25 protein-coding genes are annotated in these 26,526 nt (G+C 63.9%); 13 read left to right on the top strand and 12 right to left on the bottom strand.

Annotated features, from left to right (window positions below; all coding sequences use genetic code 11):
• The 4 genes from VMD50_RS29195 to VMD50_RS29180 all read right to left on the bottom strand — a co-directional run bounded on the left by VMD50_RS29195 (nt 1) and on the right by VMD50_RS29180 (nt 5,070).
• Complete coding sequence (locus VMD50_RS29195; RefSeq protein WP_325433373.1) at nt 1-1,752, bottom strand: ABC transporter substrate-binding protein; 1,752 nt, start codon at nt 1,750-1,752, stop codon at nt 1-3.
• A complete protein-coding gene (locus VMD50_RS29190; RefSeq protein ID WP_325433371.1) occupies nt 1,752-3,035 on the bottom strand; it encodes an aminotransferase class V-fold PLP-dependent enzyme in 1,284 nt (427 codons plus the stop codon). Before VMD50_RS29190 ends, VMD50_RS29195 begins: the two co-directional genes overlap by 1 nt.
• Nucleotides 3,035-3,751 (bottom strand): DUF899 family protein, encoded by a 717-nt coding sequence (locus VMD50_RS29185; protein ID WP_325433369.1) that lies wholly within the window; start codon nt 3,749-3,751, stop codon nt 3,035-3,037. The genes VMD50_RS29190 and VMD50_RS29185 overlap by 1 nt, the downstream gene beginning before the upstream one ends.
• Before the next feature lie 119 nt (nt 3,752-3,870).
• Nucleotides 3,871-5,070, bottom strand: coding sequence for a DegT/DnrJ/EryC1/StrS family aminotransferase (locus VMD50_RS29180; RefSeq protein ID WP_325433367.1), 1,200 nt, complete (start codon nt 5,068-5,070; stop codon nt 3,871-3,873).
• 85 nt (nt 5,071-5,155) lie between these two features.
• Between VMD50_RS29180 and VMD50_RS29175 the strand changes: the two genes are divergently transcribed.
• Nucleotides 5,156-6,178, top strand: a complete 1,023-nt coding sequence (locus VMD50_RS29175) for a methyltransferase (protein ID WP_325433365.1) — start codon at nt 5,156-5,158, stop codon at nt 6,176-6,178.
• Nucleotides 6,179-6,187: 9 nt separating this feature from the next.
• Here VMD50_RS29175 and VMD50_RS29170 read toward each other — a convergent pair whose 3' ends face one another.
• Together VMD50_RS29170 and VMD50_RS29165 are read right to left on the bottom strand one after the other, a co-directional pair.
• On the bottom strand, nt 6,188-7,507 hold the full coding sequence (locus VMD50_RS29170; protein WP_325433363.1) for an ABC1 kinase family protein: 1,320 nt from the start codon (nt 7,505-7,507) through the stop codon (nt 6,188-6,190).
• Nucleotides 7,504-8,196: a YncE family protein gene (locus tag VMD50_RS29165; protein WP_325433361.1), complete on the bottom strand. Its 693-nt coding sequence runs from the start codon at nt 8,194-8,196 to the stop codon at nt 7,504-7,506. The genes VMD50_RS29170 and VMD50_RS29165 overlap by 4 nt, the downstream gene beginning before the upstream one ends.
• 154 nt (nt 8,197-8,350) lie before the next feature.
• On the opposite strand from VMD50_RS29165, the gene VMD50_RS29160 reads away from it, so the two are divergent.
• From VMD50_RS29160 to VMD50_RS29140, 5 genes are all read left to right on the top strand, one after another.
• Nucleotides 8,351-9,574 (top strand): DUF6004 family protein, encoded by a 1,224-nt coding sequence (locus VMD50_RS29160; RefSeq protein WP_325433359.1) that lies wholly within the window; start codon nt 8,351-8,353, stop codon nt 9,572-9,574.
• A gap of 67 nt (nt 9,575-9,641) precedes the next feature.
• The gene (locus VMD50_RS29155) at nt 9,642-10,808 is read left to right on the top strand and encodes a nucleotide disphospho-sugar-binding domain-containing protein (protein ID WP_325433357.1); all 1,167 of its coding nucleotides are present in this window, start codon (nt 9,642-9,644) and stop codon (nt 10,806-10,808) included.
• A 29-nt stretch (nt 10,809-10,837) separates the two neighbouring features.
• The gene (locus VMD50_RS29150) at nt 10,838-11,602 is read left to right on the top strand and encodes an SRPBCC family protein (RefSeq protein WP_325433355.1); all 765 of its coding nucleotides are present in this window, start codon (nt 10,838-10,840) and stop codon (nt 11,600-11,602) included.
• 31 nt (nt 11,603-11,633) lie between these two features.
• On the top strand, nt 11,634-12,272 hold the full coding sequence (locus VMD50_RS29145; protein ID WP_325433353.1) for an SRPBCC domain-containing protein: 639 nt from the start codon (nt 11,634-11,636) through the stop codon (nt 12,270-12,272).
• A 103-nt stretch (nt 12,273-12,375) separates the two neighbouring features.
• A complete protein-coding gene (locus VMD50_RS29140; protein WP_325433351.1) occupies nt 12,376-13,119 on the top strand; it encodes a class I SAM-dependent methyltransferase in 744 nt (247 codons plus the stop codon).
• Nucleotides 13,120-13,159: 40 nt separating this feature from the next.
• On the opposite strand, the gene VMD50_RS29135 is transcribed toward VMD50_RS29140, so the two are convergent.
• Nucleotides 13,160-14,050: a homocysteine S-methyltransferase family protein gene (locus tag VMD50_RS29135; RefSeq protein WP_325433349.1), complete on the bottom strand. Its 891-nt coding sequence runs from the start codon at nt 14,048-14,050 to the stop codon at nt 13,160-13,162.
• A 303-nt stretch (nt 14,051-14,353) separates the two neighbouring features.
• Between VMD50_RS29135 and VMD50_RS29130 the strand changes: the two genes are divergently transcribed.
• The gene (locus tag VMD50_RS29130) at nt 14,354-15,211 is read left to right on the top strand and encodes a formylglycine-generating enzyme family protein (protein WP_325433347.1); all 858 of its coding nucleotides are present in this window, start codon (nt 14,354-14,356) and stop codon (nt 15,209-15,211) included.
• A gap of 9 nt (nt 15,212-15,220) precedes the next feature.
• Nucleotides 15,221-15,496 (top strand): MoaD/ThiS family protein, encoded by a 276-nt coding sequence (locus tag VMD50_RS29125; protein ID WP_325433345.1) that lies wholly within the window; start codon nt 15,221-15,223, stop codon nt 15,494-15,496.
• 18 nt (nt 15,497-15,514) lie between these two features.
• Here the strand turns inward: VMD50_RS29125 and VMD50_RS29120 are convergent, their stop codons facing one another.
• Nucleotides 15,515-16,717, bottom strand: a complete 1,203-nt coding sequence (locus VMD50_RS29120; protein ID WP_325433343.1) for a macrolide family glycosyltransferase — start codon at nt 16,715-16,717, stop codon at nt 15,515-15,517.
• Nucleotides 16,718-16,915: 198 nt separating this feature from the next.
• Between VMD50_RS29120 and VMD50_RS29115 the strand changes: the two genes are divergently transcribed.
• On the top strand, nt 16,916-18,133 hold the full coding sequence (locus tag VMD50_RS29115; protein ID WP_325433341.1) for a macrolide family glycosyltransferase: 1,218 nt from the start codon (nt 16,916-16,918) through the stop codon (nt 18,131-18,133).
• Here VMD50_RS29115 and VMD50_RS29110 read toward each other — a convergent pair.
• Genes VMD50_RS29110 through VMD50_RS29100 form a run of 3 tightly spaced genes read right to left on the bottom strand, consistent with a single transcriptional unit; the run spans nt 18,105 to nt 20,912 of the window.
• The gene (locus tag VMD50_RS29110; RefSeq protein WP_325433339.1) at nt 18,105-19,094 is read right to left on the bottom strand and encodes an NAD-dependent epimerase/dehydratase family protein; all 990 of its coding nucleotides are present in this window, start codon (nt 19,092-19,094) and stop codon (nt 18,105-18,107) included. The genes VMD50_RS29115 and VMD50_RS29110 overlap by 29 nt on opposite strands.
• Before the next feature lie 10 nt (nt 19,095-19,104).
• Nucleotides 19,105-20,028, bottom strand: coding sequence for a transketolase family protein (locus tag VMD50_RS29105; protein ID WP_325433337.1), 924 nt, complete (start codon nt 20,026-20,028; stop codon nt 19,105-19,107).
• Complete coding sequence (locus VMD50_RS29100) at nt 20,025-20,912, bottom strand: transketolase (RefSeq protein ID WP_325433335.1); 888 nt, start codon at nt 20,910-20,912, stop codon at nt 20,025-20,027. The genes VMD50_RS29105 and VMD50_RS29100 overlap by 4 nt, the downstream gene beginning before the upstream one ends.
• Nucleotides 20,913-21,119: 207 nt before the next feature.
• Here VMD50_RS29100 and VMD50_RS29095 point away from each other — a divergent pair, with 207 nt between their 5' ends.
• The 3 genes from VMD50_RS29095 to VMD50_RS29085 are packed head-to-tail and all read left to right on the top strand — an operon-like array spanning nt 21,120 to nt 25,246.
• The gene (locus VMD50_RS29095; protein ID WP_325433333.1) at nt 21,120-22,511 is read left to right on the top strand and encodes a nucleotide sugar dehydrogenase; all 1,392 of its coding nucleotides are present in this window, start codon (nt 21,120-21,122) and stop codon (nt 22,509-22,511) included.
• Between the two features lie 5 nt (nt 22,512-22,516).
• Nucleotides 22,517-23,503 carry an NAD-dependent epimerase/dehydratase family protein gene (locus VMD50_RS29090; RefSeq protein WP_325433389.1) on the top strand — a complete coding sequence of 329 codons (987 nt, stop codon included), beginning with the start codon at nt 22,517-22,519 and terminating at the stop codon, nt 23,501-23,503.
• Between the two features lie 42 nt (nt 23,504-23,545).
• Entirely contained in the window at nt 23,546-25,246 is a 1,701-nt protein-coding gene (locus VMD50_RS29085; protein ID WP_325433331.1) for an ABC transporter substrate-binding protein, read from the top strand.
• 48 nt (nt 25,247-25,294) lie between these two features.
• Here VMD50_RS29085 and VMD50_RS29080 read toward each other — a convergent pair whose 3' ends face one another.
• Nucleotides 25,295-26,071: a class I SAM-dependent methyltransferase gene (locus tag VMD50_RS29080; protein ID WP_325433329.1), complete on the bottom strand. Its 777-nt coding sequence runs from the start codon at nt 26,069-26,071 to the stop codon at nt 25,295-25,297.
• 78 nt (nt 26,072-26,149) lie between these two features.
• Between VMD50_RS29080 and VMD50_RS29075 the strand changes: the two genes are divergently transcribed.
• Nucleotides 26,150-26,526, top strand: a 377-nt coding sequence (locus VMD50_RS29075) for a radical SAM protein (RefSeq protein ID WP_325433327.1), incomplete at its 3' end; no start/stop codon positions are given.

The raw sequence follows: 26,526 nt of genomic DNA, 5'->3' as shown, positions 1-26,526 counted from the left end.
TCATCCCTCCGTTATCTCGCCGTTGCTCCGATGGCGATCCGTCAGCCACAGCGACGCCAGGTCGTCGGAGAAGCCGAGCGCAGGCATCGGCATCGCGTTGAGCACATGGCCGTTGCGTTGGTGAACCGCCGGAGACTGGAAGAGCAGCGGGACGACCACCGTCATGTCCTGCACCCGGCGTTCGACGTCCTGCCAGGCGCCGACGGCCCGCGAAGGCGCGTCGATGGCCAGTTCGAGCGCTCGAACGATCAGCTCATCGACCTCGCGGTTGCTGAATCCGCCCACGTTGCAAACCGCCTCGGTCTCGAACAATGACTGCAGGAAGACCCGTCCGTTGTCGTGGTGCCAGTCGGCTGAGCAGCTGCGGGTGGTGAGGTCCCAAGGGCCCGTCGGTGCCACGCCCGCGGCTAGGCGCTCGACGTCGCCTCTGTCCACCTGGCGAATCCGGATGTCGATTCCTGCGCGACCGAGGTCGGACGCGATCGAACGCATTACACGGCGCTCAATTTCTTGTGGGCCGTGAACGGCCAGGAGCGTGAAACCCTCCGCGTGCGCCGCCTGGGTGAGGAGTTCGCGCGCGGCCGCAGCATCGCCGCGGCTGGCCGCGCCGCCGGCGGGCGGAGGTTCGTGGGCGTCATTGTTGGGCGGAACGATTGAGTCGGCCACTTGGACGCTTGCGCGTGGGGAGCACGCGCGGCAAATGTCCGCCAGAGCGGCCTTGTTGATCACCACCGAAATAGCTTGGCGCACAAGCTGATTACGCAGCTCAGTCGAAGGGCCCGTGAAGTTGAACACTACGTACGGGTCTAGCGCCCAGCTGACTTTCGAGCCGGATAGGGCCACCGAATCACAGATCGGTGAGCCCCACGGCAAGTGGGCCATCCCGAAGTTGATCGCCCTGGCAATGTGCTTCGGCGTGGCTGATTCCACCGTGATCTCGATGGCCTCCAGCCGCTGGCTGCGCAGCGGATCGGTGTCCGGTTGCCAGGCGGGGTTGGGCTCAAGGCGCAGCCGTTCGCCCGGAATAAGCTGCGCCACCCGATAAGGTCCGTTCGAGATCAGGTTTCGGCTCAGCTCCATACTGCCAGGCAAGAACGCGTCGTACTCGACGGGCGCCGCCGAGGCACACGTCAACGTGAGCATCTCGACGAAGTCCGGAGTCGGCCGCACGAGCTCGATCACTAACGTCTCGTCGTCGAGCGCGAACACTCCCTCGATCTCGTGTGCGTTCTGGTAGGCGGCGAACAGCTCTGGTTTCGGCCCGACCGGGAGCACCGCAGCCCTGAATCCGTCGCAGAATTCTGCCATCCCGCGGATTGCGCTTCTGAAGTATGTGAGCCCCGGCGGGCGGCTCCACGGATTGCACATTCGCTTCAAGCCGCGGATGAAGTCGTGTGCTGTTACTGCTCGCGGGGGCGTCGTCGCCCACATGACGCGCGGGCGCAGGTGCACAACATAGCAGCGATGGCTAGCGCCGAGGCCCATGTTGTATGTCGAGGGAACGTCGACGGCAGCGTCGGGAACGGCCGAAATGGCGCGCCACTCGTGCAGATTGGGACGCGGCTCATGGGAGAGGAGTTGGCGAGTGAGCAGACGCATGACCTGGCGCATGTGAGGCGGTTGGGCCGCTGCGGGATCAAGACAATCGATGCTGGCCGGGCCGATCAGCCGCAGCGTGCCAGTTGCGGTACCGCTCGCGCTGTCGATGGTGGAGGGTCTGAAAAGCCTTTCGGTGGCAGGGATCTGCGCCATCATAGCTTCTCGGCGACGGTGGCGATGGTGGTCACCGCTCGATCGATCTGGTCATAGTCGTTAAATATGTGCGTGCAGATGCGCGCAGCGTAGTGCTGGTGGGGCGAATCCGGCACGTCGAATTCCGTCCATCGGATCCAGATCCGATGCTCGGCAGCGAGAATGTCTGTCAACGCGGTGATCTTCTTGACGTTCCAGGCGTCGGCCGCCTCCCGAAACGGGTTAAAGGCCACCAGCGGACTCCGCAGGCGTTTATCGGAGCAAGGGGAATACATTGAGTTCTCGCCGAAGCGCTCGAGAACCCGTTCCCGGGCATGGTCCCCAAGCTCCATCACGCGGGACTCGATCCGGTCGCGGCCGATCTCATCCCACATCGTGCACGCTTTTGCCAGCGCGCCGCCCCTGGCGATGTTCGCGCTGCCGGCGCTCTGCAAGTAGTCGGCGATGTTGTAGCTTTCGACCGACGTAGCCGAGCGCGGCGGTGTATCACCGATCATCGGATACCACGTGGAGATGATCGGCCAGAGTGTCGGCAACGGAAGGGGGCTACAGTCGGGAAGCACTTTGTTCCGGATATACAGGATTCCGCTGCCCAGCGGCCCGCATTGGTACTTCGAGCCGGAACAGGCAATGAAATCCGCGCCAGATTCGCGCAGATTCACATTGAGCATTCCCGATATCAGCGCGCCGTCGATGACAGTGATGAGCCCATGTCGATGTGCGAGTTCGCATATCGCGCGCACGGGCATGAGCGTTCCCGTCCACAAGCTGACCGCCGAGAATGCAAGCACTTTCGTGCGCGGCGTGATCGCGTCCTCGAAGAGTGCGACGATCTCCTCGGCCGAGACGTGATAGCCCGACGGCGGGGTAAGGACCTTCAGTGACAGGCCGAACCGATTGCGAACCAGGTTGAAATTGGAGAGCACCGAGTAACACTCGTGCGTGGTGGCGATCGCTTCGTCGTCGGAGCCGAGTTCGAGCCCGTTGATAATGCGGGCGACCGCCTCGGTCGTGTTGTGGGTGATGACGATCTCGTCCACGTCGGCCCCGTATGACCGTCCGATGGCAGTGCGGTGCTCGGTGAACATCGTCGGGCGATAGATATCGGCGAGACCGCCCGTCCATTCGCGCGTCATCCGGTCGTACTCCTCCAGTACCGCATGAGGCATGACGCCGACGGTGCCGGTGTTCAGATGGATGGTCCCAGGTGTGGCTGCGAACAGGTCGCGGATCTCATCCCAGCTCGCGGCTCGCAGGGTCGAAGATGTCAAGGTATGCGTCATCACGACTGTCCTCCACGACGGCGCCCCGCGTAGTCGTTGTCCGCATACCAATCGCCGCGGCCGGTGGGCAGCAGGTCCAGGATGTTCCACACGGGCGAGAGAAGGTCGATTCCGCGCTCGGCGCCGTCGACGAAGTTAGCTGGAAGCGTGTAGAAGTGACGGATGGTGGAGCCGTCGCAGACGAACGTGCTCATCATCGGCCGCTGATCGCCGTTCGGATGCTCCGCGCGCACATCGGCGTTGAACGACGTGCCGTGGCTGGACAGGATCCGCAGCCCGTCCCAACCGCGCTGCAGTGCCCACGACCGCAGTTTTGGCAACGGTGCCTTAGCGATGACGACGAACGCGGTGTGCTGCGTCAGGTGATGTGCGACACCATGGAAGCCGTCCACCCACATCGAGCACATCGGGCACGCCTCGTGGTCGTCCGGGTGGTACATCAGGTGGTAGACAACGAGCGATTGGTGGTCGCCGAACAGCTCCGACAGCCGTGTCTTTCGGATCGGACCTGCGCGACCGAGGTCGTTTGGGCCCTCGGCGAGGGCGTAGTCTTCGACGACGGCGCCCTTTGGTAGCGCCCGCCGGGCCGCCGCCACCTGCTCGATCCGATCGCGAAGCTCTCGCTCCGCTTTCGCCAGTGTCATCCGGGCGCTCATGTACTCGTCGCTCGCTCCGGTCGGCCACATGGGCTGCACATCTGGTTCTGCGGCGTCCATCGCGGTCTCACCTCCCAGACTGGATCGTCAGTAAATGGTAAATCGATGTACTCAGATCGCTTGAGAATAGTATAAAAATTTTCCGGTTTGGCGGTGCGCGCGCGGTCGAAATCGTCGGCTCACCAGCCGGCTTGGATCGTCCTGACTATGTGTTTCCTGTCCTCTTCCGAGAGCCACCAGCCGACGGGAATATTGACCATTTGATCTGCGACCTCGTCCATGCCGGGAAGACGGGCGCGGTACTGCCGGACGCAGCTGTGTGCGTCGTTGCGGCGGATCATTACGCTGGTCGCGATGCCCGCGTCCGCCATCCGCCTCATGAACCCCGATCGGTCGTCCACCCTGACCGGATAGAGCCAGAAAGACGGCTCCCGATCGGCCGCGCGCTCGGTGAGCCGGAGGCCGGGCACTCCGGCCAGATGCGCATCGAAATACGCGGCGTTCGCGCGGTTGCTCGCGAGCAGGTCGTCGACGATGCCGAGGTTGGCCGCGCCGATCGTGGCGTTAATCTCCGGCATGGTGAAGCGGTAGCCCCATTCAGGGACGTCGTACCGACCAGCGATCCGGTCGGCCGCGGCCCGGTCGATGCCCAGCCAGCGCCGCCGCATCGCGCGCTCGCGCTGCTCGTCGTCCGGAAAGACCACCAGCCCACCGCCGCCGCAGCTTAGCAACTTCAGGGACTGGCAACTGAAGACGCAAGGGTTGCCGTGGTTACCCAGTGGGCGGCTCCGGTAGGTGGCTCCCCATGCTTGGGCCGCGTCCTCGATGACCACGGGCCGTACGCCATGGGCCGCCTCGGCCTGGTCGAGCACCTGGCGCAGCCGGTCCAGGTCCACGGGGTAGCCGGTCCAGTGCACTACCATTATCGCCCGCGTCGACGGACGGATTTTTTGCGCTAGGTCGTCTAGATCCATATTGAGTGTCGAGGGGTCGACGTCGACCCAACTGAGGCTGAGCCCGAGGGCGAGCACCGGCCAGTTCGTGCCCTCGAAGGTCAGCGGTGTGGAGAGCACCTCACCTGGTTCGCCGCGCCCGGGGAGCGCGCCGGCGTGGCATCCACGGCGCAGCGCCACGTCTAACGCAAGCTGCAGCCCCGATGTACCCGAGCTGACGGCCACGACGCGCGGATTGCCCAGGCGTTCCCCGACCGCTTGCTCGAACCGCTCGACACGCGACCCATGCTCCAACTGACGGCTGCGCAGCACTTCGGCCACCCCGGCGAGGATTTCCTCCTCGGCTAGCGCCACATGAAACAGCGGTATCACCATGCCCTCCTTCTCATGGTCAGCGGCATCGTGCGGCCGCGCGAACGAAGCCAAAGCAACGGCTTCGCCGATGGGTAAAGCTTGTATAACATATAGTTAGTGTGCGGGAGCATTCTCCTGAGGATGCGGCCGTTACCCGATGTCAGCCGCGGGAGGCCGGATGCATGTGGAGCGGTCCGCGCTCTTCCTCTTTGGGGAGGCGATTGGATACACCTACGCAGCTGCACTGCGCGCGGCGGCGGCTATCGGAGTCGCCGATCACATGGCCGATGAACCGCGTGACGTCGCTAGTCTCGCCGCCGATGTGGGTTGCGATGTAGCCGGCCTGCGTCGCGTTCTACGGATGCTCGCGGCCCGGGGGATTGTCGCGGCCGAGGGCAGTGACCGTTTCCGGCTCAGTGCTGCGGGAAGCGCGCTTCGCACCGATTCTCCCAAGTCGGCTCGGTCCGGCATCCTGATGCTCACCGATGACATGTTCTGGAATACGAGTCATGTTGTGGCCGAAACCATTCGGGCGAAGGACCCGTCGTTCGCTTCGATAGTGGGATGCACGCTGGCGGAGTATTTCGAGTCCGATCCGGCCAAGGCCGCCTTGTTCTACGACGGGATGGAAGCCGTGTCCGGCGCGGAGAACCAACTCGTCGCCAGCGCGTGCGAGCTGCCTGACTCAGGCACGGTGGCAGACATCGGTGGACGCTACGGTGGGTTCCTCCGAGCCGTTCTGGAAATCCGGCCGTCGTTGCGTGGTGTGCTGTTCGACAAGCCCGACGAGGTGGTCAAGCACCGCTTGACGCCAGCGAGTGTCGCGAACCGCGTCGACGTGGTCGGAGGCGACTTTTTCGTGGCGGTCCCGCCCGCCGACGTCTACCTACTCAAGCGGATCATCCACAACTACGACGACGACCAGAGCGTGCGAATTCTCGAGAACTGCAGACGGGCGATGCGCGCCAATGGGCGGGTGCTCGTCATCGATGCGATCCCGCCGCCGGACCCCCGCCCGCATGACAGCAAAGCGATGGACTTCATGATGTTGGGCGCGCTGACGGGTGGGGAGCGCACCGCCGCCGAGCTCGAACCCCTGATCGCGCGGGCCGGGCTGCAGCTGTGCCGGGTTCTGCCGACCTGCACGCCGATGTCGGTGGTGGTGGCAGAGGCGGTCTGACCAGCTTGTCTAGTTGACCAAGCCCGGTTGATGACGAGCCGTGCTCGGCCATGGTTCGTGGGGGGCGTCGAAGCGTCCCTTCATTAGGAGCGGTTGCGCCTCGCGCTGGAAATCGATGTCGGGGTCGAGATCGCGGATCGTGCCCTCGATAACGAGCAGCGAAAGGAGTGGGAACACGATCTGGCTGGCGGCGTACAGCCCGCACGTGCGCTGTAGTACGAACAGTTCGGTGGCGAAGCCGATGAGGCTGAACTCCCTGGCTGGCGCGCCGGCGTTGCGGGCCACGAGGTCGACCATGCCGCGTGTGAAGCCGTCGAGGTCGGCGTCAGGCCTGATGGTGGCCGCGCTTTCGATGACGGTTCGCGCGCAGCGCTCGCCGTCGCCCAGGCTCATGCTCAAGAAGAATTCGGCGAACAGCCGTCGGATGCGATCCTCGAGTGTCACTGCGAAACCGGCGTCGAGAATGACCACCTGACCGTGCGCGAAGTAGACGTTCCCGCGGTGCATGTCGCAGTGGACGAACCCATCGACGAAAAGCATGCGGTAGATCGCGGCGAGTGTCTTTGCAGCGTAATGCTTTTGGGCGATCGAGCTCGCTTTGGCGGCAGCGCCTGCGTCGAGATCGGGGATGAGCTCCATGACGATCGCGCCAGGGCGAGTGGCGTCGTGCTCGACTGCGGGCACCCACACGCGCGGCACCGATGCGAGGTTGGCCCGCAACCGGCTCAGATCGTGTGTCTCGCGCTCGAAGTCGAGCTGTGCGTAGACCGCGTCGCAGACGTAGCCGACGATCTCGCGCACGGGCATGCCGCGGAACGGCGGCAGCCACGCCATGCCGACGCCGATCGCGCGGACGATGGCTAGGTCACTTGCCATCACGCGGCGGATCCCCGGCCGCTGAAGCTTGACGGCGACCGCCCGGCCGTCGCGCAACGTACCCACGAGGACGCACGCCACGCTCCCGCTCGCCAGTGGGGTGCTGGCGATCGCTTCGAACGGGCCGAGGTCCTGCCCGTACAGATCTTGCAATGCCGCGCGGACGTCGTGCGGCGACATGGGAGCGGCGGAGTCGGCCAGCGAGTCGAGCGCCTCGCAGAGCGCAGCCGGGACAAAATCCCGACGTGTGCCGACAACCTGTCCGACCTTAATAAACGTCGGCCCGAGGCGCTCGATCATCGCCACGAAGCGCCGCGCAAGGAACCTGCCCGCGGCATCGTGCCCGCTCGCCAGAAGGATCACGCCCGCGCCCAGTGCCGCCGGCATGACGTAGGCGACCCCGATCCCCGGAACGACAAGCGCGCGCCAGACGAGGTAAAGCCGCGCGATCATGCCACGGTCTCTTTTGCGCCGCCGAGCTCGACGGCGCACAGGCGGCGCCCGGCATGGTCGCAATACCATAGTCGTGAGCCGTCCCAGGTGACGCCCGTCGGAGCGCCGCTCACCGGGATGACGGAAACGATTTTGCCGGTGTCCGGGTCGAGGACGTTCAGCCGCGCATCGCGGTGGTTAGCGAATACGACAAGGTATCCGGCGACCGTGAGGTCGGCCACGTCCTCGGTCACGGGAAAGCTTGCAAGTGACTTGAGATCGCCATGCCGGCGCAGGTCGATCGTCGGTGGATCCCGGTAGCCGGTCCACAGGCCTTCGGCTGTTGCCTGCAGGCCACACAGCTCCCCGCCCGGTCGCGGATTGGGACACTGGCCGAGCACATCGCCGCTGCTGGGATCTAGCGCGCGCAGTCGCTTGTCGCCCCCGACGACTTGGAGGAGCATGCGTCCTCCATCAGCTGCAGTCAGGCCGGTGCGCACGCCGGGGCAGGGCAGCCGTTTGACTACGTCGCCCGTCTGCGGATTGATGGCGACGATTTCGTCGAGCCGTCCGTCTGAGTACCACAGCAGATCGCCCAGCCAGGTCAGTCCGCAAAGGTGTTGACCCGGTACGTGCAGGGCGCGGATTCGCCCACTTCGACTGCCATCAAATACTGATTCTTTATCAAGCATAAGGTTCTCCTTGCTCAATCAGTCGGGCTATAACAAGCTACTTGACCTTGCTCATTTAAAGATTACTATAATAATTTCAAGGACTTTGGCGTCCGCCTCGAACGCCGCCGCAGCCACGATCGCGTGGCCTTCGAGTATCGATCAGCGCAGGAGCGAGCCAGGAGGTAGTCAGGTGAGCCTGAACATCCGGGAAACCACCGACCGCGAGACGTACGAATCGCTGAACATCGAACCTGTCCCTTTGCAGCCTCACATCCTGGCGGCGGCGACGGTCGTGTTCGGTAGCGACTACTACACGGGCGAGCGCGAGACGATCAACTTGTCAGGCTTCGTCCAGATGAACAAGTGGCCGATGCCTGGCTTCCGGCATCGTGTTGACCAGGATGGCCGTGCCGAGTTCGAGACCGAGCTAATCAGCGCACCCGAAATCGGGATCAAGGGCTACAGCTACACGCTCGACGACCGCATTCAGGTGCTCTCGAATCCCTTCAAGCCAAACACGGGCTACGTCCGCCAAGTGGTCCCGGGATACAACTTCCCGGCGCACTTCCACATTCGGCGGTTCGGCATTCTTGAGACGACCACCACGCGAATGGTCCACAAGGACGTGATCTCGATGCAGGCTGTCATCGAGCAGATTCCGCCGTACAAGAAGCCGCTGTCAAGCCCGTACCTCGGCACGCCCCGGGGCGACGGGCCGCTGGTCGTGGTCCCGGCCACCGGCGTGGTAGCCGGGCAGAACCTTCCTCAGGCTTGGTATCCCGCCACGGACGAGAACGAGGTCATTCCCGATGCCGAGCCGGCGGCCTTCTTTGCGGAAAGTACCGGCCCCTGTATGTCGTTCTTGGTCGATCCCTCGGCGATCATGCAGATCACGGTCGAGGGCAAGATCACGATCGAGATCGACGGAAAGACCGAAACTGTCGACGTATCAGGGGATTTTAGAAAGGCGGCCGGCGCAGAGATCCTGCTCTTCGGGCCCGAGAAGCATAAGGAAGGATCCGGCGTCTTCGCTCAGCTGGCACGTGTGGCAGTTACGGGCTACTCAAGCGCGCTCGGGGGCCGGATCATGCTGCGCGCCAGCTGGCCGCGGCCGTCGGCGGGCACTGTCGGTGACGGTACCGAGACAAGCTTCGGTGTGCTCGCCTTCCCGGCCGATCTCAACATCGACGCGAATTTCGAGATCGCGACCCCGCGCGGGGTGTTGTATGCGGATAACTCCGTGCACATCAGCGGCCGGCTTATAGACGTCCAACCCACGGGCACCGAGCTGCGGATGCACGGCGTCGACACCCCTCTGGTCACCAAGGACGGCACCGGTACGGGACGCCTGACCGGCGTGCACCTCCAACTACAGGAGGCAATCGTCGGTGAGCGCGCGACGGTGGCTGTTTGACGATGATCGAGCTGGCCGTCACGACAGCCATCATGGTCCGAATGACCCTGAACAACCGGTCCCGGCGATGAAAGTTCTGTTTGTATCATCGCCGGGGCTAGGGCACCTGTTCCCGTTGATTCAGTTGGCCTGGGCGTTCTGCACGAACGGCCACGAGGTGGTGATAGCCACGGCGGAGCATGCCAGTCGGGCTGCGTCATGCGGGCTCGAAGTCGTGGACGTCGCGCCGGACTTCAGCTCCGTTGCAGTTTTCGAGCAGGTCGCCAAGGACAATCCCGACTTCACGTCGACCGTGGCGACCCTGCCCGCGGTCAACCTCGAGGAGTGGGCGGTCCAGATAGCTGCCGTCAATCGGCCGCTGATTGACGGTCTCATAGCGCTCACCGACGAGTTCAAGCCCGACCTCGTGGTCTACGAGCAGGGCGCGACGGCCGGTCTCATTGCGGCGGCCTGGGCGGGCGTGCCCGCCATCCAGCGAAACCACGGCGCCCTTGAGACCCGGGAAATGCACGATGCTATCGCCGGATTCCTGACGGACTTGCTCGACAAGTACGAGATCGCCGCCACGCTTCCGAAGCGCGCAGTTACGATCGAGTCGTTTCCGCCGAGCATGCTCGTCGACCGAGAACCAGAGGGCTGGTTCATGAGATGGGTGTCTTATGGCGGGGGCGCGGTGCTCAATGGTTGGCGATCACCCGGAGATCGTCCCCAGGTCGCGGTGACGATGGGCACGATCGAGCTGCAGGCGTTCGGCCTCGGTGCAGTCGAGTCAATCCTGGCCGCTGCCGCACAGGTACCCGCCGACTTCGTCCTCGCGCTCGGCGACATCGACGTCGCGCCCCTCGGCGAACTGCCGCCGAATGTCCGTTCAGTGGGTTGGGTGCCGCTCGGTCGCCTGTTCCGCGACTGCACCGCCGTGGTACACCATGGCGCCGGCGGGACCATAATGACGGCTATAGACGCCGGCATACCGCAGCTTTTGGCTCCGGATCCTAGGGACATGTTCCAGCACAGTGGGCGAGACGCCGTCCGCAAACTCGGAATCGGGCTGGTGAGCACCGCCGACCAGGTCAGCCCCGGGCTGATCAACACGCTGATCGAGGATGAACAGCTCACTGCGAAAACCGCGGTCGTGCGAACCGAGATGCTTTCGCTGCCCTCTCCCGCACAAACGGTGCAGCGGATCCTGGGCGAGGTATGCAGAGCTGAATTCGGTAGCAGCGGTGCAAGGTAGTGAAACAAACGCCACACTAGGAGAATGTCATGGCCCTCGTAAAGGAGATCGAGCTGGATGCGACCCGGAGCCAGGTCTGGGACATGGTCGCCACGGGAGCCGGCCTGTCGGCCTGGTTCGTACCGCACGAGCTTGAATCGCGCCTAGGAGGAGTCGGCCGCGCGCACTTCGGAGGCGGCAACTTCCAAGATGGCCGGGTCCTCATCTACGAGCCAGGTCGGCGGATCATGCTTGGGGCAGAGTTCGACGACGCCTTCCGTTCAGAACCTGAACCCTTCTCGGGCCTCGAGTTCTGGATCACAGGCGATTCGCCCACGACACTGCACGTGCGCCAAGAGGGTTTCCCAGTGGTCGACCAGGAGGTTTACGAATCCGGCTGGGATGTGTACCTCCATACTTTGTCCGAGTACCTCAGGCACTTCGCCCCTATGCCCTCAGCGACAACGGTGGCCATTGTCTCTCGGTCCATGGAGCGACTCCGCGCGTACCAGAGGTTGGTCGGAGCCTTGGGCGTGCGCAAAGAAGTCGCTGTGGGAGAGGAGCTAACACTTCAGCCCCGCGGACGAGCCGGAGAGAGTATCAGCGGAGTCGTAGACCTACGAATGAGCCACCCACACCTCGAAGTGCTCGGTATACGTACCCAGACAGGTTTCCTTCGCGCCGCGTCCGATGAGACCTGTTACGCCGCGGCCTTAACCCGGTACGAGTATGTCGTTGATCCGGAGCGGTTCCGTAATCTCACCGCTGAGTCCGCCTCGTGGCAAAGTTGGCTTGAAGAGCAGTTCGCGGCGTAGTGTGGTCAGCTCGAGATCCTGGGAGGACAACATGTTTGACATCGGACGCTGGGTGTCTGATACGAGCCGCGACGTTGAGCGGCAGCCTGCGTCCGACGGGGAGCGCTATGTGGTGATCCTCCGAAGGCACTACGACGTGCCGGTCGAGGAACTATGGGATGCCCTTACGTCTCCTGACCGACTGAAGGAATTCTTCCTACCCATATCAGGAGAGCTGCGATCGGGGGGGACGTACCAGTTCGAGGGAAATGCCGGCGGCGAGATCCTCGAATGCGATCCGCCCCACCGTGTCCGGGTCACCTGGGTGTATGGGGACAACCCTCCTCAGCAAGTGGCGTTGAGCTTGTCTCAGGCAAACGCCAACAGCGCTGATCTCGAGCTCGCCCACGCCGGACCGGCTGACGTGGCCGAGGTTGCCGATTTCGCGCTCGCCGTCGGCCCCGGATGGGATCCAGCACTGGTGGCACTGGGGACGTACCTCCAAGGAAACATGCCCGAGAAGAGTTGGTGGATGGAATCGCCGGAGGGCCTCGAGCTGATCGAGAAGTCCGTCCGAGCATGGCAGAAAACATTGGATGACCGCCAAATCGCGAACCCGAGCGTGACTGCGAAGATCGCCGACGCTTCCGTCGCGTTCTATACCGGTGCAGAACCGCCAGCCGAAAGCTGACAGAACGCGAGGAACGGCAGGGCCTAGGGCAGCCGCAGAAACTAGCGATTTTGGAGACTGAGCAACGACCCAAAACATCACTTTAAAGATGTATAGTCGTAGTATGACCGTCGAAATGTCCTGTGCGAAGCCAATGTTCGGCCCCGAGCATGCTGACGTCTACGAGGTCACCTATCGCAGCCGCGGTAAGGACTGGGCGGCTGAGGCACGCGACGTGACCAACCTGATTCGTCGACGACGGCCGAACGCGAGCTCGCTGCTCGACGTGGCGTGCGGGACCGGCGCCCACCTGGAGACCTTTCGCACGTGCTTCGAACATGTCGAAGGGGTCGAGGTCGCGCCGGCGATGCGTGACCGAGCCGTTCGTAGACTCCCCGGCGTGCCGATCCACCCACAGGACATGCGAACCCTCGACCTCAATCACTCGTACGACGCGGTGACATGCCTTTGCACAGCCGTCGGCTATCTCAACACCGTCGAGGAGATGCGGGTCGTGGTGCAGCGCATGGCGGACCACCTCATGGTTGGCGGCATGCTGTTTGTGGAGCCGTGGTGGTTGCCCGAGCAGTATATCGACCATTACGTGGGCAGCGATCTCGTGCACGATGGCGACCGCGTGCTAGCGCGCGTTTCGTACACCGAGAAGCGCGACCGCGCAGCGCATATGCAGGTGCGTTGGCTGGTCGGGGATCCGTCGGGTCTGCGGTCTTTCGACATAGTTGAAGTCTTCACGCTGTTCACGCGGGAGGAATATCTCGCGGCGTTCGAGGACGCTGGCTGCACAGCGCACTACCAGCTCGGTTGGCTGACCGGACGCGGCATCTTCGTCGGCATCCGTCGCGGCTGATCTCGCCACCCCGCGGAAGGTCCAGGCCGGTGCGAGTGAACTACGCTGCCCCATCAAGCCGGTCGCGCAGTGCGGCGATGTGTGGGGGTCCGGCACCGCAACAGCCGCCGAGTAGCGCTGCGTCGAGTTCGTCATGCCATCGTCCAAGAACCGCCGCGAACTCTTCGGGGGTAGTCGCTACTGCCCGGCGGCCGTTGCGGTAAGTGTGCGGGCGGTCTTCGATGTTGGGATAGGCGCCGATCGGGCCCCCGCACGTGTCGCGGATTCGCCGCAACGCGTCCTCGGTGTCACCGAGCGATGTGCAGTTTACGAGCACGGCATCGGCGCCGTCGGCCTCTACCGCGCTCGCGGCGGCTGCCGCCGGTTCGCCGGACAGCAGCCGGCCACCCGACCCGCAAACGAAGCTGACCCATCCACGGCCGCCGCAAGCTAGCACCTGCTCGAGTGCGATCCGAGCCTCGCGTTCGCTGTTCATCGTCTCGATCAAGATCACGTCAACGCCCGCGCGCACCAACTCGGCTGCGAGCCAGCCGTGCTCGTCGCGGAGCTCGTCGTCGGTCGGCACGAGGTCCGGGCGATAGCAATCCTCCGCCGGCGCCAGCGAGCCGGCGATCAGCGCGGCGGAGCCGACTTCGCTGCGGGCCGCACGGGCCACGCCCACCGCGGCGTGCACCATCCACGCTAACCCGGCCCCGTCGATGCGGCCAACGGCGCGTAGTGCACGCACGTTGCAGCGGAAGGTGTTCGCGGTGATGAGCTGGGCCCCGGATGCGAGGTAGTCGGCATGCACCCCGCGCAGCACACGGCGCTTCTGTTCGGTTAGCAGCGCGCGTGTGCTCCACCACGGCGGGGCCACGGTAAGCCCCGCCTGCTCAAGCTCAGTCGCTACGCCGCCGTCCAACCGAATGGGTAGCTGTTCGGTCGCAAGCATGGCGTCGCTCCTCAGCGGGTCATATCACCATCAGGCGCGGTTGAAACAGCGGACTATCGAATATATAAGTAATGCTAGCGATCATTTCGGCTGTCTGGCAACCAGATACAGCATTTTTTCACAGCCGGTTGACCACATCGCCAGGAAGCTGGTGGTCATTCGAGTGGTGGCGTAGGCACTGCCAGCGGCCCAGGGGCAATCCCAATGGGGACATTGCCGACACCAACTCAACAACTATATTATTATTTAGTTATGGACCCTTTTGGGACAGCGGCGCGCACTAGCGTTGATACGGATGAATCCGTGCTCGTCCCCAGGGCTACATTCGACCTGGGATCGCCGGAGTGGGTGCTCGAATGGCTGGAGGAGGAGGGCCAGCCGCTTCCCACGCCGTGGTTCCGAGATGAGACGCCGCAGACACTTGTAGCGGTTGTGCCGTTCGCGATCGATCGCCATCCGGTCACGGTCGCCCAATACGCGGCATTCGCCGCGAGCACCGGATATCGGACCGTCGCCGAGCGCCGCGGCTGGAGCCTTGTGTACGGCACGGACTACTGGCAGGAAGCCCCCGGTGCGTCCTGGCGCCACCCAGCCGGCCCGGATATCGACTACGACCCGCCGGACGACCACCCCGTCGTCCACATCGCGGTTGAGGACGCCGAAGCGTACGCCGCATGGGCGGGTAAGCGGCTACCGACCGAGGCAGAGTGGGAATTGGCCGCCCGCGGACCCGACTACCGGCTATGGCCCTGGGGCGACGAGTGGTCTCGCGACCGAGCGAACTGTACTGAGCTGCGATTGGGTGACGCCATTCGAAGCGCCGCCGAGTGGCGCGCGTGGTGGAAGGCGCTAACGCGCGACACCGGCCCGGTGCCGCTGACCACACCGGTCGGCACGTTCAGCCCCCATGGCGACAGCCCTTACGGGGTGGCGGACATGGCGGGCAACGTCTACGAGTGGACAGCGTCGCAGAGCCGGCTGTATGGCCCGTCGCCCGCCTGCGACGACTCGCTGCTTAGCGTGATGGGCCACTTCCGCGTCATCCGTGGTGGCTCCTGGATGAGCCTGCGCTTCCAGACCCGGACGAGCGAACGCCTCCACGGCGACCCCACCGGATGGGCCTGCTTCGCTACCGGCTTCCGCTGCGTCCGCGACCCGTGAGGAGGTTCCGTGCCGCAACTCGTCGTCCCTGGCAGCTGGCACAAAGTCACTTCGGGCAACGTGCGTTCGGAGCTACCGGCGGCCACCCTCGGGGAGCTCCTAGCGGCGTTCGTGCGCTCGTACCCCGAGGCCGCTTATCGCCTGTACTCGCCTGCTGGCGACCTGCTTCGCTACCACCTCTTCTTCGTTGACGGCGAGAAAGTAAACCGTGCGACCCCTCCCGACCACGTGCCGCTCGAGCCTTCCAGCCGGGTCGAGATCATCGCGCCGCTGGCGGGCGGATAGACGCGCCGACGCGCGGTGTCACTGCGTGAAGCGCTTCATATGCGCCTCGATCTCGTCGGCTGCCCGGGCCGGTCCGCCCGACTCCTTGATGTCACGCTGCATGCGCAGGACCCGTTCCTTTACCCCGGTGTCGGCCACGAGCCGCTCCACGACCGCCCGGATGTTGGCCGGGTCGAGCTGATCGGCCGGGAGCTCGTACCCGAGGCCCAGGTCGACGACGTGCTGCGCAAACGGGGCCGCCTCTGTCGCGAAGTGCGGCATGACGACCAGTGGTACGCCCATATCCATGGCCTCCATCGTTGCGCCGATAGTGCCGTGGATAAGACACGCCGTCGCGTGTTCGAGGACGGTGTGGAAGGGCACCCACTTGTGCGCCTCTACGTTGGGCGGCAAGGGTTCCAGCGTCGCCGGGTCGAGGAAGCCACCGATCGCCATGACCACATGCCAAGGAGTATTGGCGAAGGCCTGCGCACACGCCTTGAAGAAGTCCGGGTGCTCGTTGAACAGATTGCCGAGCGAAACGAGTAAAACTGGCGCGTCCCGATGGGGTGGCTGCCAATTCGTATCCTCTAGCCGCCCGGTGAAGCTCGGCCCGACGAAGACGAACCGCTCATCGAACGTCTCGGGCAAGACCTGAAACGACTTCGGCAGATAGATGATGTTGAGATCTTCGATCTCGCGCCAGAACTGCTTCACTGGCGTGTCGATGCCGTACTTAGTGAGCAGGTCGACCAGCACCGCGTGCACCGCCTCGACGTCGGCCGGGTGGCGCTGGCCGTTGCTGGCCCACAGCGCCTCGAACACTGAGTAATGCTCGTTCTCGGCGGCGCCGCCCATGCGTACGGCAGGGCGGTTCCAGGTTTTGGCCAGCAGTCGCCCTGCTATAAACGGGAACACGTCGTAGACGACGAGGTCGGGCGGGTCGTCGCGTAGCCCCTCCTCGGCCGCTCGGAGGACGGCCATGTTCTCGCGGATATACACCAGGTGCAGCTGTGTCTCGGCGTCCTCCTGCTTTACGACGTCGGGTACGTGGAAGTTGTCGAACTCGGATTTGTAGGGCACGACCGTGGCGCCAACAGCGGCGACCTCCTCGGCGAACAGCGGTGTCGTCACGAACGAGATGCGATGCCCGCGCCGGGCGAGCTCGCTGACTAGGCCGAGCGACGGATAGACGTGACCGTGTCCCTGAACGTTGACCACAAGGATGTGATGCTGGCTCATCGGTTACTCCCGACCGTTGGTGCGCGGATCGCATGGATAATAGTTGAACTATAGATAGCATATGCGCATGCCTGAGGCTTTGGAGAACAAGGCTAATCTCCTACTAACAGGAATAGCGAACCTAGCGTATGGGGGACAAATTGCCATATATACTTTAAGTATGGCTGCAACGGTTCACCCCGGGGATGTGCGCCCGGCATGACCATGACTGTGGGATGCGACGCGCTCCTCATGACCGGGCCCCATGCCGGCAACGTATATCCCGTCTTGCCGGTCGTCGCGGAGCTGACACACAGAAGGCACCGGCTCACGCACGTGACGATCACCGAGTTCGCCCACCTCGCATCTGCGGTTGGAGCATCGGTGTTGAACTATGGCACCTCTATCGCGGAGCTAGACCCGGCCGAAGTATTCGCTGCCAACGACGACGGCGCACTCCCGCACATGCTGTATCTGCAGGAGAACCTGCAGATCCTGCGTGCCGCCGAAGCCGCATTCGATGGGTCTCCACCGGATGTCGTCCTGTACGAGGACTTCGCGTTCATCGCCGGACGACTGTTGGCCTATCGGTGGAACCGCCCGGCGGTGCGGCTGAGCGTCGGCTTCGCCACCAACCACGCGTACTCGTTCTATCAGGACATGATCGACGCCTCGGGGATTCCGGGGCCGCTGACGCTCGAACGCTTCCGCACGGCGTTTGCGAACCTACTCGGAGCTCGCGACGTGCATTGTTCACCCGAAGACTTCTGGTATCGCGTTGAAGACCTCAACCTGGTGTTCATCCCGCGGGCCTTTCAGTTCGCCGGTGACACCTTCGACGAGCGCTTCATGTTCATCGGGCCATGCCTGGAGGGGCGACGAGACGATCACTGGACGCCTCCGGATGATCGGCCAGTGGTACTCGTTTCGCTCGGGACCAGCTTCAACGACCATCCCGAGTTCTTTCGCGATTGTGTCGACGCATTCGCAGAAGGCCGCTGGCACGTGGTGATGACACTTGGCTCCCGCGTCGACCCAATTGAACTGGGGCCGCTGCCGGCGAACATCGAGGCGCACAACTGGATTTCGCACTTTGCGGTCCTCGAGCGTGCGCAGATCTGTGTGACGCACGGAGGCATGGGTACGGTGATGCAGTCGCTCCACTGGGGCAGGCCGCTGGTGGCCATTCCCGAGCACGCGTTCGACGTGGTGCCGATGGCCAGACGGATCGTCGAGCTGGGACTCGGCCGCCGCATCGACTCGGACCGGCTCGATGCGGAGTGCCTGCATCACACCATCGAGGAAGTCGCCGACGACGCCGCTATTCTGACCAGAGTCAAGGACATGCAACGTGATATTCGGTGCGCCGGCGGCGCCCCCCGAGCGGCCGATGCAGTATTGGCCCAGCTCAGTAGCCGGAGGCAGGGCGCCGTTTGAGCGGTGTTGTCATCGCGTGTGCGTATCTCGCACGCGTCAGTGAATCTTGACTGAGCCAGTCGACAACTGAACGAAAACCTTCTGCCAGGCTCCAGCGCGGCCACCAGCCAAGCTTTGTGTGGATCCGCGTGCAGTCCACCGCCCATAAGGTTGTGTTCCACGGCCGCGACGCCATCGTCGACCAGCACGGTTGTTCGTCGATGGCGAGTTCGTTGCGCGCAAGTTCGACCAGTTCGGCCAGCGTGGTCTGAACGCCGCTGCCGACATTAAACACCGTGCCTGGCTCGAGGTCTGTTGCGCATGCGGCGCGAACAAAGGCCTCACAAACGTCGTCAACAAAGATGAAGTCAAATGCGGTCTCAGGATCGACAAGTGGAGGCAGCCGCCCCTGGTGCCCGAACATCGCGAGGGTGGGAATCAGCCGACGCGGCTCCTCCCAAAGTCCGTAAGCAGAGCAAAGGCGCAGCGTCACGATGTGGCCCCCGTGAGCCAGTGCCGCGGCCCGCGCGTAATGTGTCGCTGCCGCCTTGCTCACGGCATAGGAGCTGTTCGGGTCAATCCACTCCGACTCGTCCGCTGGATGGTTCTTGAAGCCGTATTCCGAAGCGGACCCGGCCTGAACGAATGCCTCGAAGCCGCGTGCGCAGGCCATTTCGACAAGCTCCGCTGACGCCAGAGCGTTGGTGGCGAAGATTGCTCCGGTTTCCGTCTGCCACGAGTAGGCGCCATGGGCAGCGAGGTGGAACAGCCAATCGGCTCGAGCGCTGTCAAGCGTCGCCCGCAGTCCGACGGCATCGCGCAGGTCGCGCTCATGAAGCGTGATCTCGCTGCGAATCGTCGCGAGCCGCCACGTGTCGGCGGCGGGCCGAACGACGGCGTGCACCGAGTGGCCGTCGTGTAGAAGCCGCCGGCAAAGGTTCGCGCCGATGAAGCCTCCTGCGCCGGTGACGAGTGCGCGCATCGCCATACGGTCAGCGCACGCATTCCAGCGCAGACTTGACCGTGTCCGCAATCGCGCTGGCGGAGAGACCGAATTGCTCTTCGAGGAATCGCTGGGAGCCGGTTGACCCACGCGGCAGGTCGTCGATCCCGCAGCGTAGCAAGCGGGTCGAAAGTCCATGCTCGGCAATAACTTCGGCCACGAGCGTGCCAAGCCCGCCATCCAGGAAGTGCGACTCCACGCTCACCGCAGCCGACCGTCCGGACAGGAACTCGGCGAGTTCCTCTCCGGGCGATGGATTGAAGCTAGTCACCACTGCCACTGCCGCATCGATGCCGTCTGCTGCGAGCCGATCAGCTGCTGCTAACACCTCAGTGACGATCGGCCCAAGGGCAATCAGTGCCATTTCCCCGCTGGCGCGCATTGTCGTAAGCCGGCCAAGCTCGAAATCACTGTGGAGGCCGGGAATCTCGGGACCGCCCTTCGAAACGCGATAGTAGATCGGTCGTCGCAACGCGTACGTGTTCACCAACGCGATCCGAGCTTGGTACGCGTCGGCCGGAACGATGACCGTCAGTCCCCGCTGCAGGCGCAGCACTCCGACATCCTCTAGCGCGTAATGGGTTGCGCCGTTGTTGCCGTATTCGAATCCGCCCCCTACTCCGATGATTCGCACGGGCAGCTGATGCAGAATCGGGCCGTTTCGGATGAATTCGTACGGGCGCATAGACGCGAACGTCGCGATTGAGTACACGAACGGAATCATGCCCGACTCTGCGAGCCCAGTCGCGACACCGACCATGTTCTGTTCCGCGACACCGACGTTGTAGAAGCGGTCCGGAAACTGCTCGCCGAACGACTCGAGCACACCGTATCCGAGGTCGCCAGTCAGCAAGACGATGCGCGGGTCGCGCTGCGCCAGCTCGGCGAGCGTGTTTACGAATTCGTTTCTCATCGCGACCGATCCGGTGCGGCCTGGGCAGACGCCGCGTCGGTGACCTCGGCGACCGCACTAATGAACTGCTCTTCGGACATCGGCCAGTAGTGCCAGCCGACTTGATTCTCCATAAAGGAGACACCACGACCCAGGGTGGTGCGCGCAAGCAACACGTGCGGCCGCGACGAGGTGCGGTCAAGCGAATCGAGAATGGCGCGCAGGCCGTCTACGTCGTGGCCGTCGACTTCGTGCACCGACCATCCGAATGCTTGCCAGCGCGGCCCGAGGGGCTCGAGGTCGAGGATGTCGCGGGTATGCCCCAAGGCCTGCTGCCCATTGACGTCGACGATGGCGACGAGCGAACCGAGACGCTGGTGCGACGCGAACATTGCCGCTTCCCAGACCGATCCCTCGTTGAGCTCCGCATCACTGAGCAGAACGAACGTGCGCCGAGTCGACCCGAGTATGCGAGCCGCAAGGGCAGAGCCGGCCGCGAACGACAGACCATGCCCGAGCGAGCCGGTGGAGAAGTCGATTGCCTCTAGCGCGTGCTCAGGATGCGCGCCGAGTGCGCTTCCATCCCCGCAATAACTCTCGAGTGTCACCCGATCGATGCGCCCGGTTTCGTAAAGCGCCGCGTAGAGCGCAAGGACCGCGTGGCCCTTCGACAGGATGAATCGCTCACGGTTTGCGCCATCTCCACGCAGCGCCCCGCCATACAGGGCAGTGAGGATGTCGGCAATAGACAGTGCCGAGCCGATGTGGCCGAACCTGGCACGGTGCGACTGCTCGAGGATAGTCAACCGAATCCTGTGATTCATCGAGACGTGCTGAGCACGCGATCGATGTTGTATCGCCTCGGCTGCGTCGAGTAGGTAAGTTTCGCGACTGCTGAGGCTCATCTGGTTACCTCCTGGCAGGTATCCGAGCGACTCGAATACTCAGGTCGCACAGAAACCAGCAAAGCGCCCAAGTTTTTCGCGACGCCGAACCATCGATACCATCACTATATCTTTTATCTTTATGACGATCAAACGCTTGTGCTCATGTCTCGACAATCGCTTCATGTGCTATAGAATCATGTAGTAGAGCAAGTTCGGCTGCTGTGAATGAACGCGTATGGCGGCGCCACGGCAGGAAGGCGGCTGATGCGGTTCTTCTCCAGCCTCCCAAGGTCGCGCGTCGCCGTTGTCGGATTCGGCTACATCGGTACATGCCTCGGGGTCGCCTTGGCCGATCGGGGAAACACAGTCGTAGGCGTCGACAGCGACCACGACCTCGTCGACGACCTGAGGGCTGGTCGCTCCCCGGTCCCTGAACCGGGCCTCGCCGAGGCGATGGCCACCTGCGTGGGCTCGTCCCGGTTGTCGTTTACGACCGACTACGACGTGACCCGCGACGTCGACGTCGTGCTGATCACGGTGGGGACTCCCGTGGACGAATCAGGCGCGGTTGTCATCACCGCCCTGGAACAGGCGTGCCGGGAACTTTGTTCGCGGCTGCGGCCGGGTCAGCTGGTGGTGGTGAAGAGCACCGTGGCCCCGGGAACCACGCGCACGCTGGTCGCTCCCATTCTCGCCGGGTCAGGGCTGGTTCCCGACCAGGACTTCGGCCTGGCTTACTGCCCAGAGCGACTCTCCGAGGGTTGCGCCCTGGCGCAGCTCGGCGAGCTGCCCGTAGTGGTCGGCGGTTTAGGGGAAGACAGCGCCAACGCCGCCGCTGCCTTCTGGCGGTCGGCGATGGAGGTGTCGGTGCAGGTTGTGGCTTCTGCTGACGTCGCCGAGGTCGTCAAGCTGGCCAGTAACTGGTGGATTGACTGCAATGTTGCGATCGCCAACGAACTCGCCCGGTTCTGTGCGGGGTTCGATGTCGACGTGCTCGATGTGATCAGGACAGCGAACTCGCTGCCCAAAGGCGACGGCCGGGTGAACATTTTGCTTCCGAGCGTTGGTGTGGGCGGATCATGCTTGACGAAAGACCCCTGGATGACATGGCGGGCCGGGCGCGACAGAGGTGTCGCCCTCGAGACCATTGAGACCGCGCGCCGGATCAACGATGCGATGCCCGAGTACACCAGCGTGACGATTTTCGATGAGTTGCTCAAGATGGGTCGCGACCCAGCGACTGCGCGGGTCGCCATCCTGGGCGTCGCCTTCAAGAGCGGTACCGGCGATATGCGTAACACGCCGGTGCGCGAAGTGGTCCGGTCGTTGCAGGCTGCCGGCCCCGAGTTACGGGTTTTCGATCCGCTAGCCGATCCGGCGGAGATCGAGGCGGAACTGGGGCTCTCCCCGTCACGCAACCTCGACGCGGCTGTCGCGGGCGTCGATGCTGTCGCTGTGCTCGCCGGGCACCGTCCGTTCCGTGAGATCGACATGATGTGGCTGCGCGACCGTGTCGCGATGCCTTGTCTCGTTTTCGACGGTCGGATGTACTACCCGCGCGCCGAGATCGAGCGCATGACAAGGTTGGGCTTCCGCTACCGCGGGATCGGGCGGTGAACACGATGGCTGGGCCAGTCGTCGTTACTGGAGGATCCGGCTTCCTCGGAAGCAACCTGGTGGAGGCGCTGGTTCGGGAGGGGCGCGAAGTCATCGTGTACGACCGCGCGCCCTTGCCGCCCGACATGCGTTGCGACACTTCCGCTATCCGCCACGTCGTCGCGGACATCCGGGATGGCGAAGCGCTCGGCTCGGTGGTAACGCCAGAGGTAGACACTGTGTTTCATCTGTCGGCGCTGGTCGGAGTGGACAAGTATCTGAACGACCCGCTAGACGTCATCGAGATTTCGGTCATCGGCATGAAGAACGTCCTGCAGGCCGCGCTCGCAGCGGAGGCGAAGGTCGTGGTCGCCAGCACCAGCGAAATCTACGGCCGCAACCCAGCTCCCCCCTGGTCGGAGGACGATGACAGGGTCCTCGGCAGCACGTCGGCCGACCGGTGGTCGTATGCGACCAGCAAGGCCGCCGCCGAGCACATGACCTTTGCTTACACGCGCCATCGCGGGCTGCGCGCGTCGATCCTGCGCTACTTCAATTTGTATGGACCGCGCCAGCGGCCTGCCTATGTGCTCAGCAGAACCATCCACCGCGTCGTGAGCGGACAGCCGCCGCTCCTCTACGACGGGGGTGCGCAGACGCGGTGCTTCACCTTCGTCGACGACGCGGTTGAGGCGACGCTGCGGGCGGCCGCGACCGCCGCGGCGGACGGACAGAGCTTCAACATCGGCAGTGACTGCGAGACGTCTGTAATCGACGCTGTGCGGCTCGTATCGAAGCTCGCCGGCTCCGACCTGCAACCGACGGCGCTGGACACCAGTATCGCGCTGGGTGATGCCTACGAGGACGTACGCCGCCGCGTACCGAACATATCGAAGGCGAAGACGCTGCTGGACTGGAAAAGCAAGACCACCTTGGAGGAAGGGCTGACCACCACCATCGCCTGGGCCCGATGCAGCTCGTGGTGGCTGGGCAAGATGCCGGCGCAGGGCTGACACGGCGGCCACCAGCCCACAGCGGAAAGGCGGTGCGAGACAGTGGATTCGACACCTCGGTATGGCGGCACGCTCCGATATTTCGGGCCGGGTGGCATGGACCACGTCGATCCCGCCGCGGCATACTATGCCGTCTCGCACCAGTTGATCCGCCTGTTCACCCGGCAGCTGTTCAGCTACCCGACCGCGCTCGACGAGTCTGGCCTGCGACCGATACCCGACTTGGCGGTCGAGATGCCGACGGAGGAGAATGGCGGGCTCAGCGTGGACGGCCGTCGGTACACGATCCGGATGCGCACTGGGACGTTATGGGACACGGCGCCACCGCGAGAGGTCACTGCTCACGACGTCATCCGCGGATTCAAACGGATGTGCAACCCCGTAGCGGGGGCGGGAGCGATCAGCTTCTTTACGAGCACGATCCAAGGCATGGCCGAGTTCGCCGAGGGATACCGTGCCGCATTCGAGGGCGTGACGCCGACCGCCACCGCGTTGGCGGACTATCAAATTGCCAATGAGATCCCCGGTCTGTGTGCCTTGGATGAAAAGACTCTCGTCGTCGAGCTGATCCGGCCGGCTAACGACATGCTGAACATACTTTCGATGATGTTCGCATCTCCGGCGCCGGCGGAGTACGACGAGTTCGTCCCGGACAGTGCCGAGTGGATCTACAACGTCCGGTCGTGCGGGCCTTACCGGCTCACCGACTACCGACCGGGACAGTTCATCCGGATGGAGCGAAACCCTTTCTGGCGTAAGGAAACTGATGAGATCCGCCACCAATACGTCGACGCGATCGAGGTGGTGATGGCCAAGGTCAGCGACGCAGAGGTGAAACGGACGCTGGAGAGCGGTGAAGCGGATCTTTCGTGGGGAGCACCCGTCATCAGCAAGGACCGCCGGGTACTGGACGTCGGCCGCCACGTCGGGTATGCGCTGAACCCCTACCTAGCGTTCAACATGCACAGCCCGAACAAGGGTGGGGCGATACGCGACCTCGCCGTGCGCCGCGCTATCGCGTACGCGATTGATAAGGCGGGCATGGCCAAGTTCCTAGACGACATGAACATCGGGACCGTGACCGTTCCGGCCCACACTGTGATCCCGCCAGGCAACACTGGGCACCGGGACTACGACCTCTACTCGACGCCGGGCGATCGTGGGGATCGTGACCGCAGCCGTGCGTTGCTGGCGGAGGCGGGCTACGCCGACGGGCTCAGCCTCAAGGTGCTTTGCCGTCAGGACTCGCCACACGACTCGCTCGCCGAGGCGCTCGCCGGCGATCTCGCCGCAGTTGGAATCACCGTGGAGCTGGTGTTCCCCGGCGCTGCGGACGAGTACTACCGCGTACTGCAAGACCCCGCACGAGCCGAGGCGGGTGACTGGGACATCACGGCTGCCGCCTGGACCCCCGACTGGTTTGGCAACAACGGTCGGGCCTACGTCCAACCGATGTTTCAGTCCGGTTTCGAACCTGGCACCAGCAACTACGGCGGTTATCACAATCCCGAGGTTGACGCGCTGATACTGCGCGCATTGTCCGAACCGGACGCCGACCGCGCCTGGGATCTGTGGCACGAAGTCGATCGGCTCGTCCTCGCCGACGCGGCCATCGTGCCGATTTTGGCCTGCGAACCGACGATCACGCACATGACCAGCGCCCGCGTGCGCAACGCTTTGCCGATGCCGCAGATCGACCGCTGGCTGGACGCGGCCAACTTGTGGCTCGACCCGCCCAGGTAACTCACTGCCGGATACAGGCGGCGTCGGATCACCAACATCGCACGGTCGTCAAGTGGCCCAACGCAGGTACACAACTGGGGGATCGCGGGGAGTCGCCAGTTTGCGCAGTGCCACGTCGGCGAGCCCGGCAACCTCCCGCACGGCGATGGTCTCGCCGGGCCACCGCGGGTAGCCGATCTCGTCGAAGGCGACGATGCTGCCGCAAGTGAGGTACGGCCGGATCGCGTCCAGCACGACGCGTGTCGGCGTGTACACGTCTAGGTCGAAGTAAGCGAGGGCGATCACCGTCTCCGGGTGCGCGGATAGGTACTCTGGTACCGTTTCGCGCACATCGCCCTCGACGACGAGGTTGCGACGGATATGCCCGCTGGGCTCGACCCCTTCGTGAGCTTCTAGGACCGCGCGCAGGTGGGCCGGGTAACCCGTCGGTGTGGCGAACCGACCGGCGACGGCGCTAGGGCTGACGCGGTCGACATCCGAGACGTCGGGGAACCCGGTGAACGAATCGAAGCCGACGATGCATCGCGTGGTGTCGTAGGGCTCGTACATACCGCGCAGGGCAGTCAGCGTGCCGAGATGGCGGCCGTGCAGGACGCCGAACTCCATGATCACGCCAGGCACGTCAAGGATCATCTTGTACAGTTCGGCCATCGAAAGCAGGTCGCTCAGCTGGTGCCGGCGCAGATAAAGGGCGAGGTTGTCGATCAGATACTCGGGGAGGATCGGACTGGTCGCAAGCAGGTGGCTGAGCCTTTCGCGGGCGTCGCGCTCCCGCTCCGACTCGTGTGGCAGAGCTAGTGGATTCCGGTAACCATTGATGGTCATCGACTCCTCCCACCGGTCCGCGCATTGGGTTCCCGGTACTTTCAAACAAAGACTTTAAGGTCATATAGCCTTGTTGTCATGGGTCTTCGTGAGGTGCGTGTGCTGTTGCTTTCCCCACCGGTACAAACGGCCCAGGGACAGTCGTGCAAGCCGAATGCGTCGCTTGCCTACCCCAATCTGGCTGGCGCGGTGCGGGCACACGGCGTGGACGTGCGGATCTTCGATGCCTGCGTCGGTGACGGCGACGATCCGCTCGACGATTTGTTCGCCAATCCCACACCGCTGGCCAGCGGTTTTCTGCGCGTGGGCGTCGACGACGAGCGGATCGTGGCGGTGGCGGCGGACTACGACGTCATCGGTATCTCGAACATCTTCACCGACCAGGAGACGATGGCGCTGCACTGCGCGCGGCTGATCCGGGCGGCTTTTCCCGAGAAGGTGCTCGTCACAGGTGG

The organism is Mycobacterium sp., from assembly GCF_035506235.1.
Taxonomy (GTDB): domain Bacteria; phylum Actinomycetota; class Actinomycetes; order Mycobacteriales; family Mycobacteriaceae; genus Mycobacterium.
Note: the sequence above shows the minus strand (reverse complement) of the source record. Positions and strands in the feature narration are given on the sequence as shown.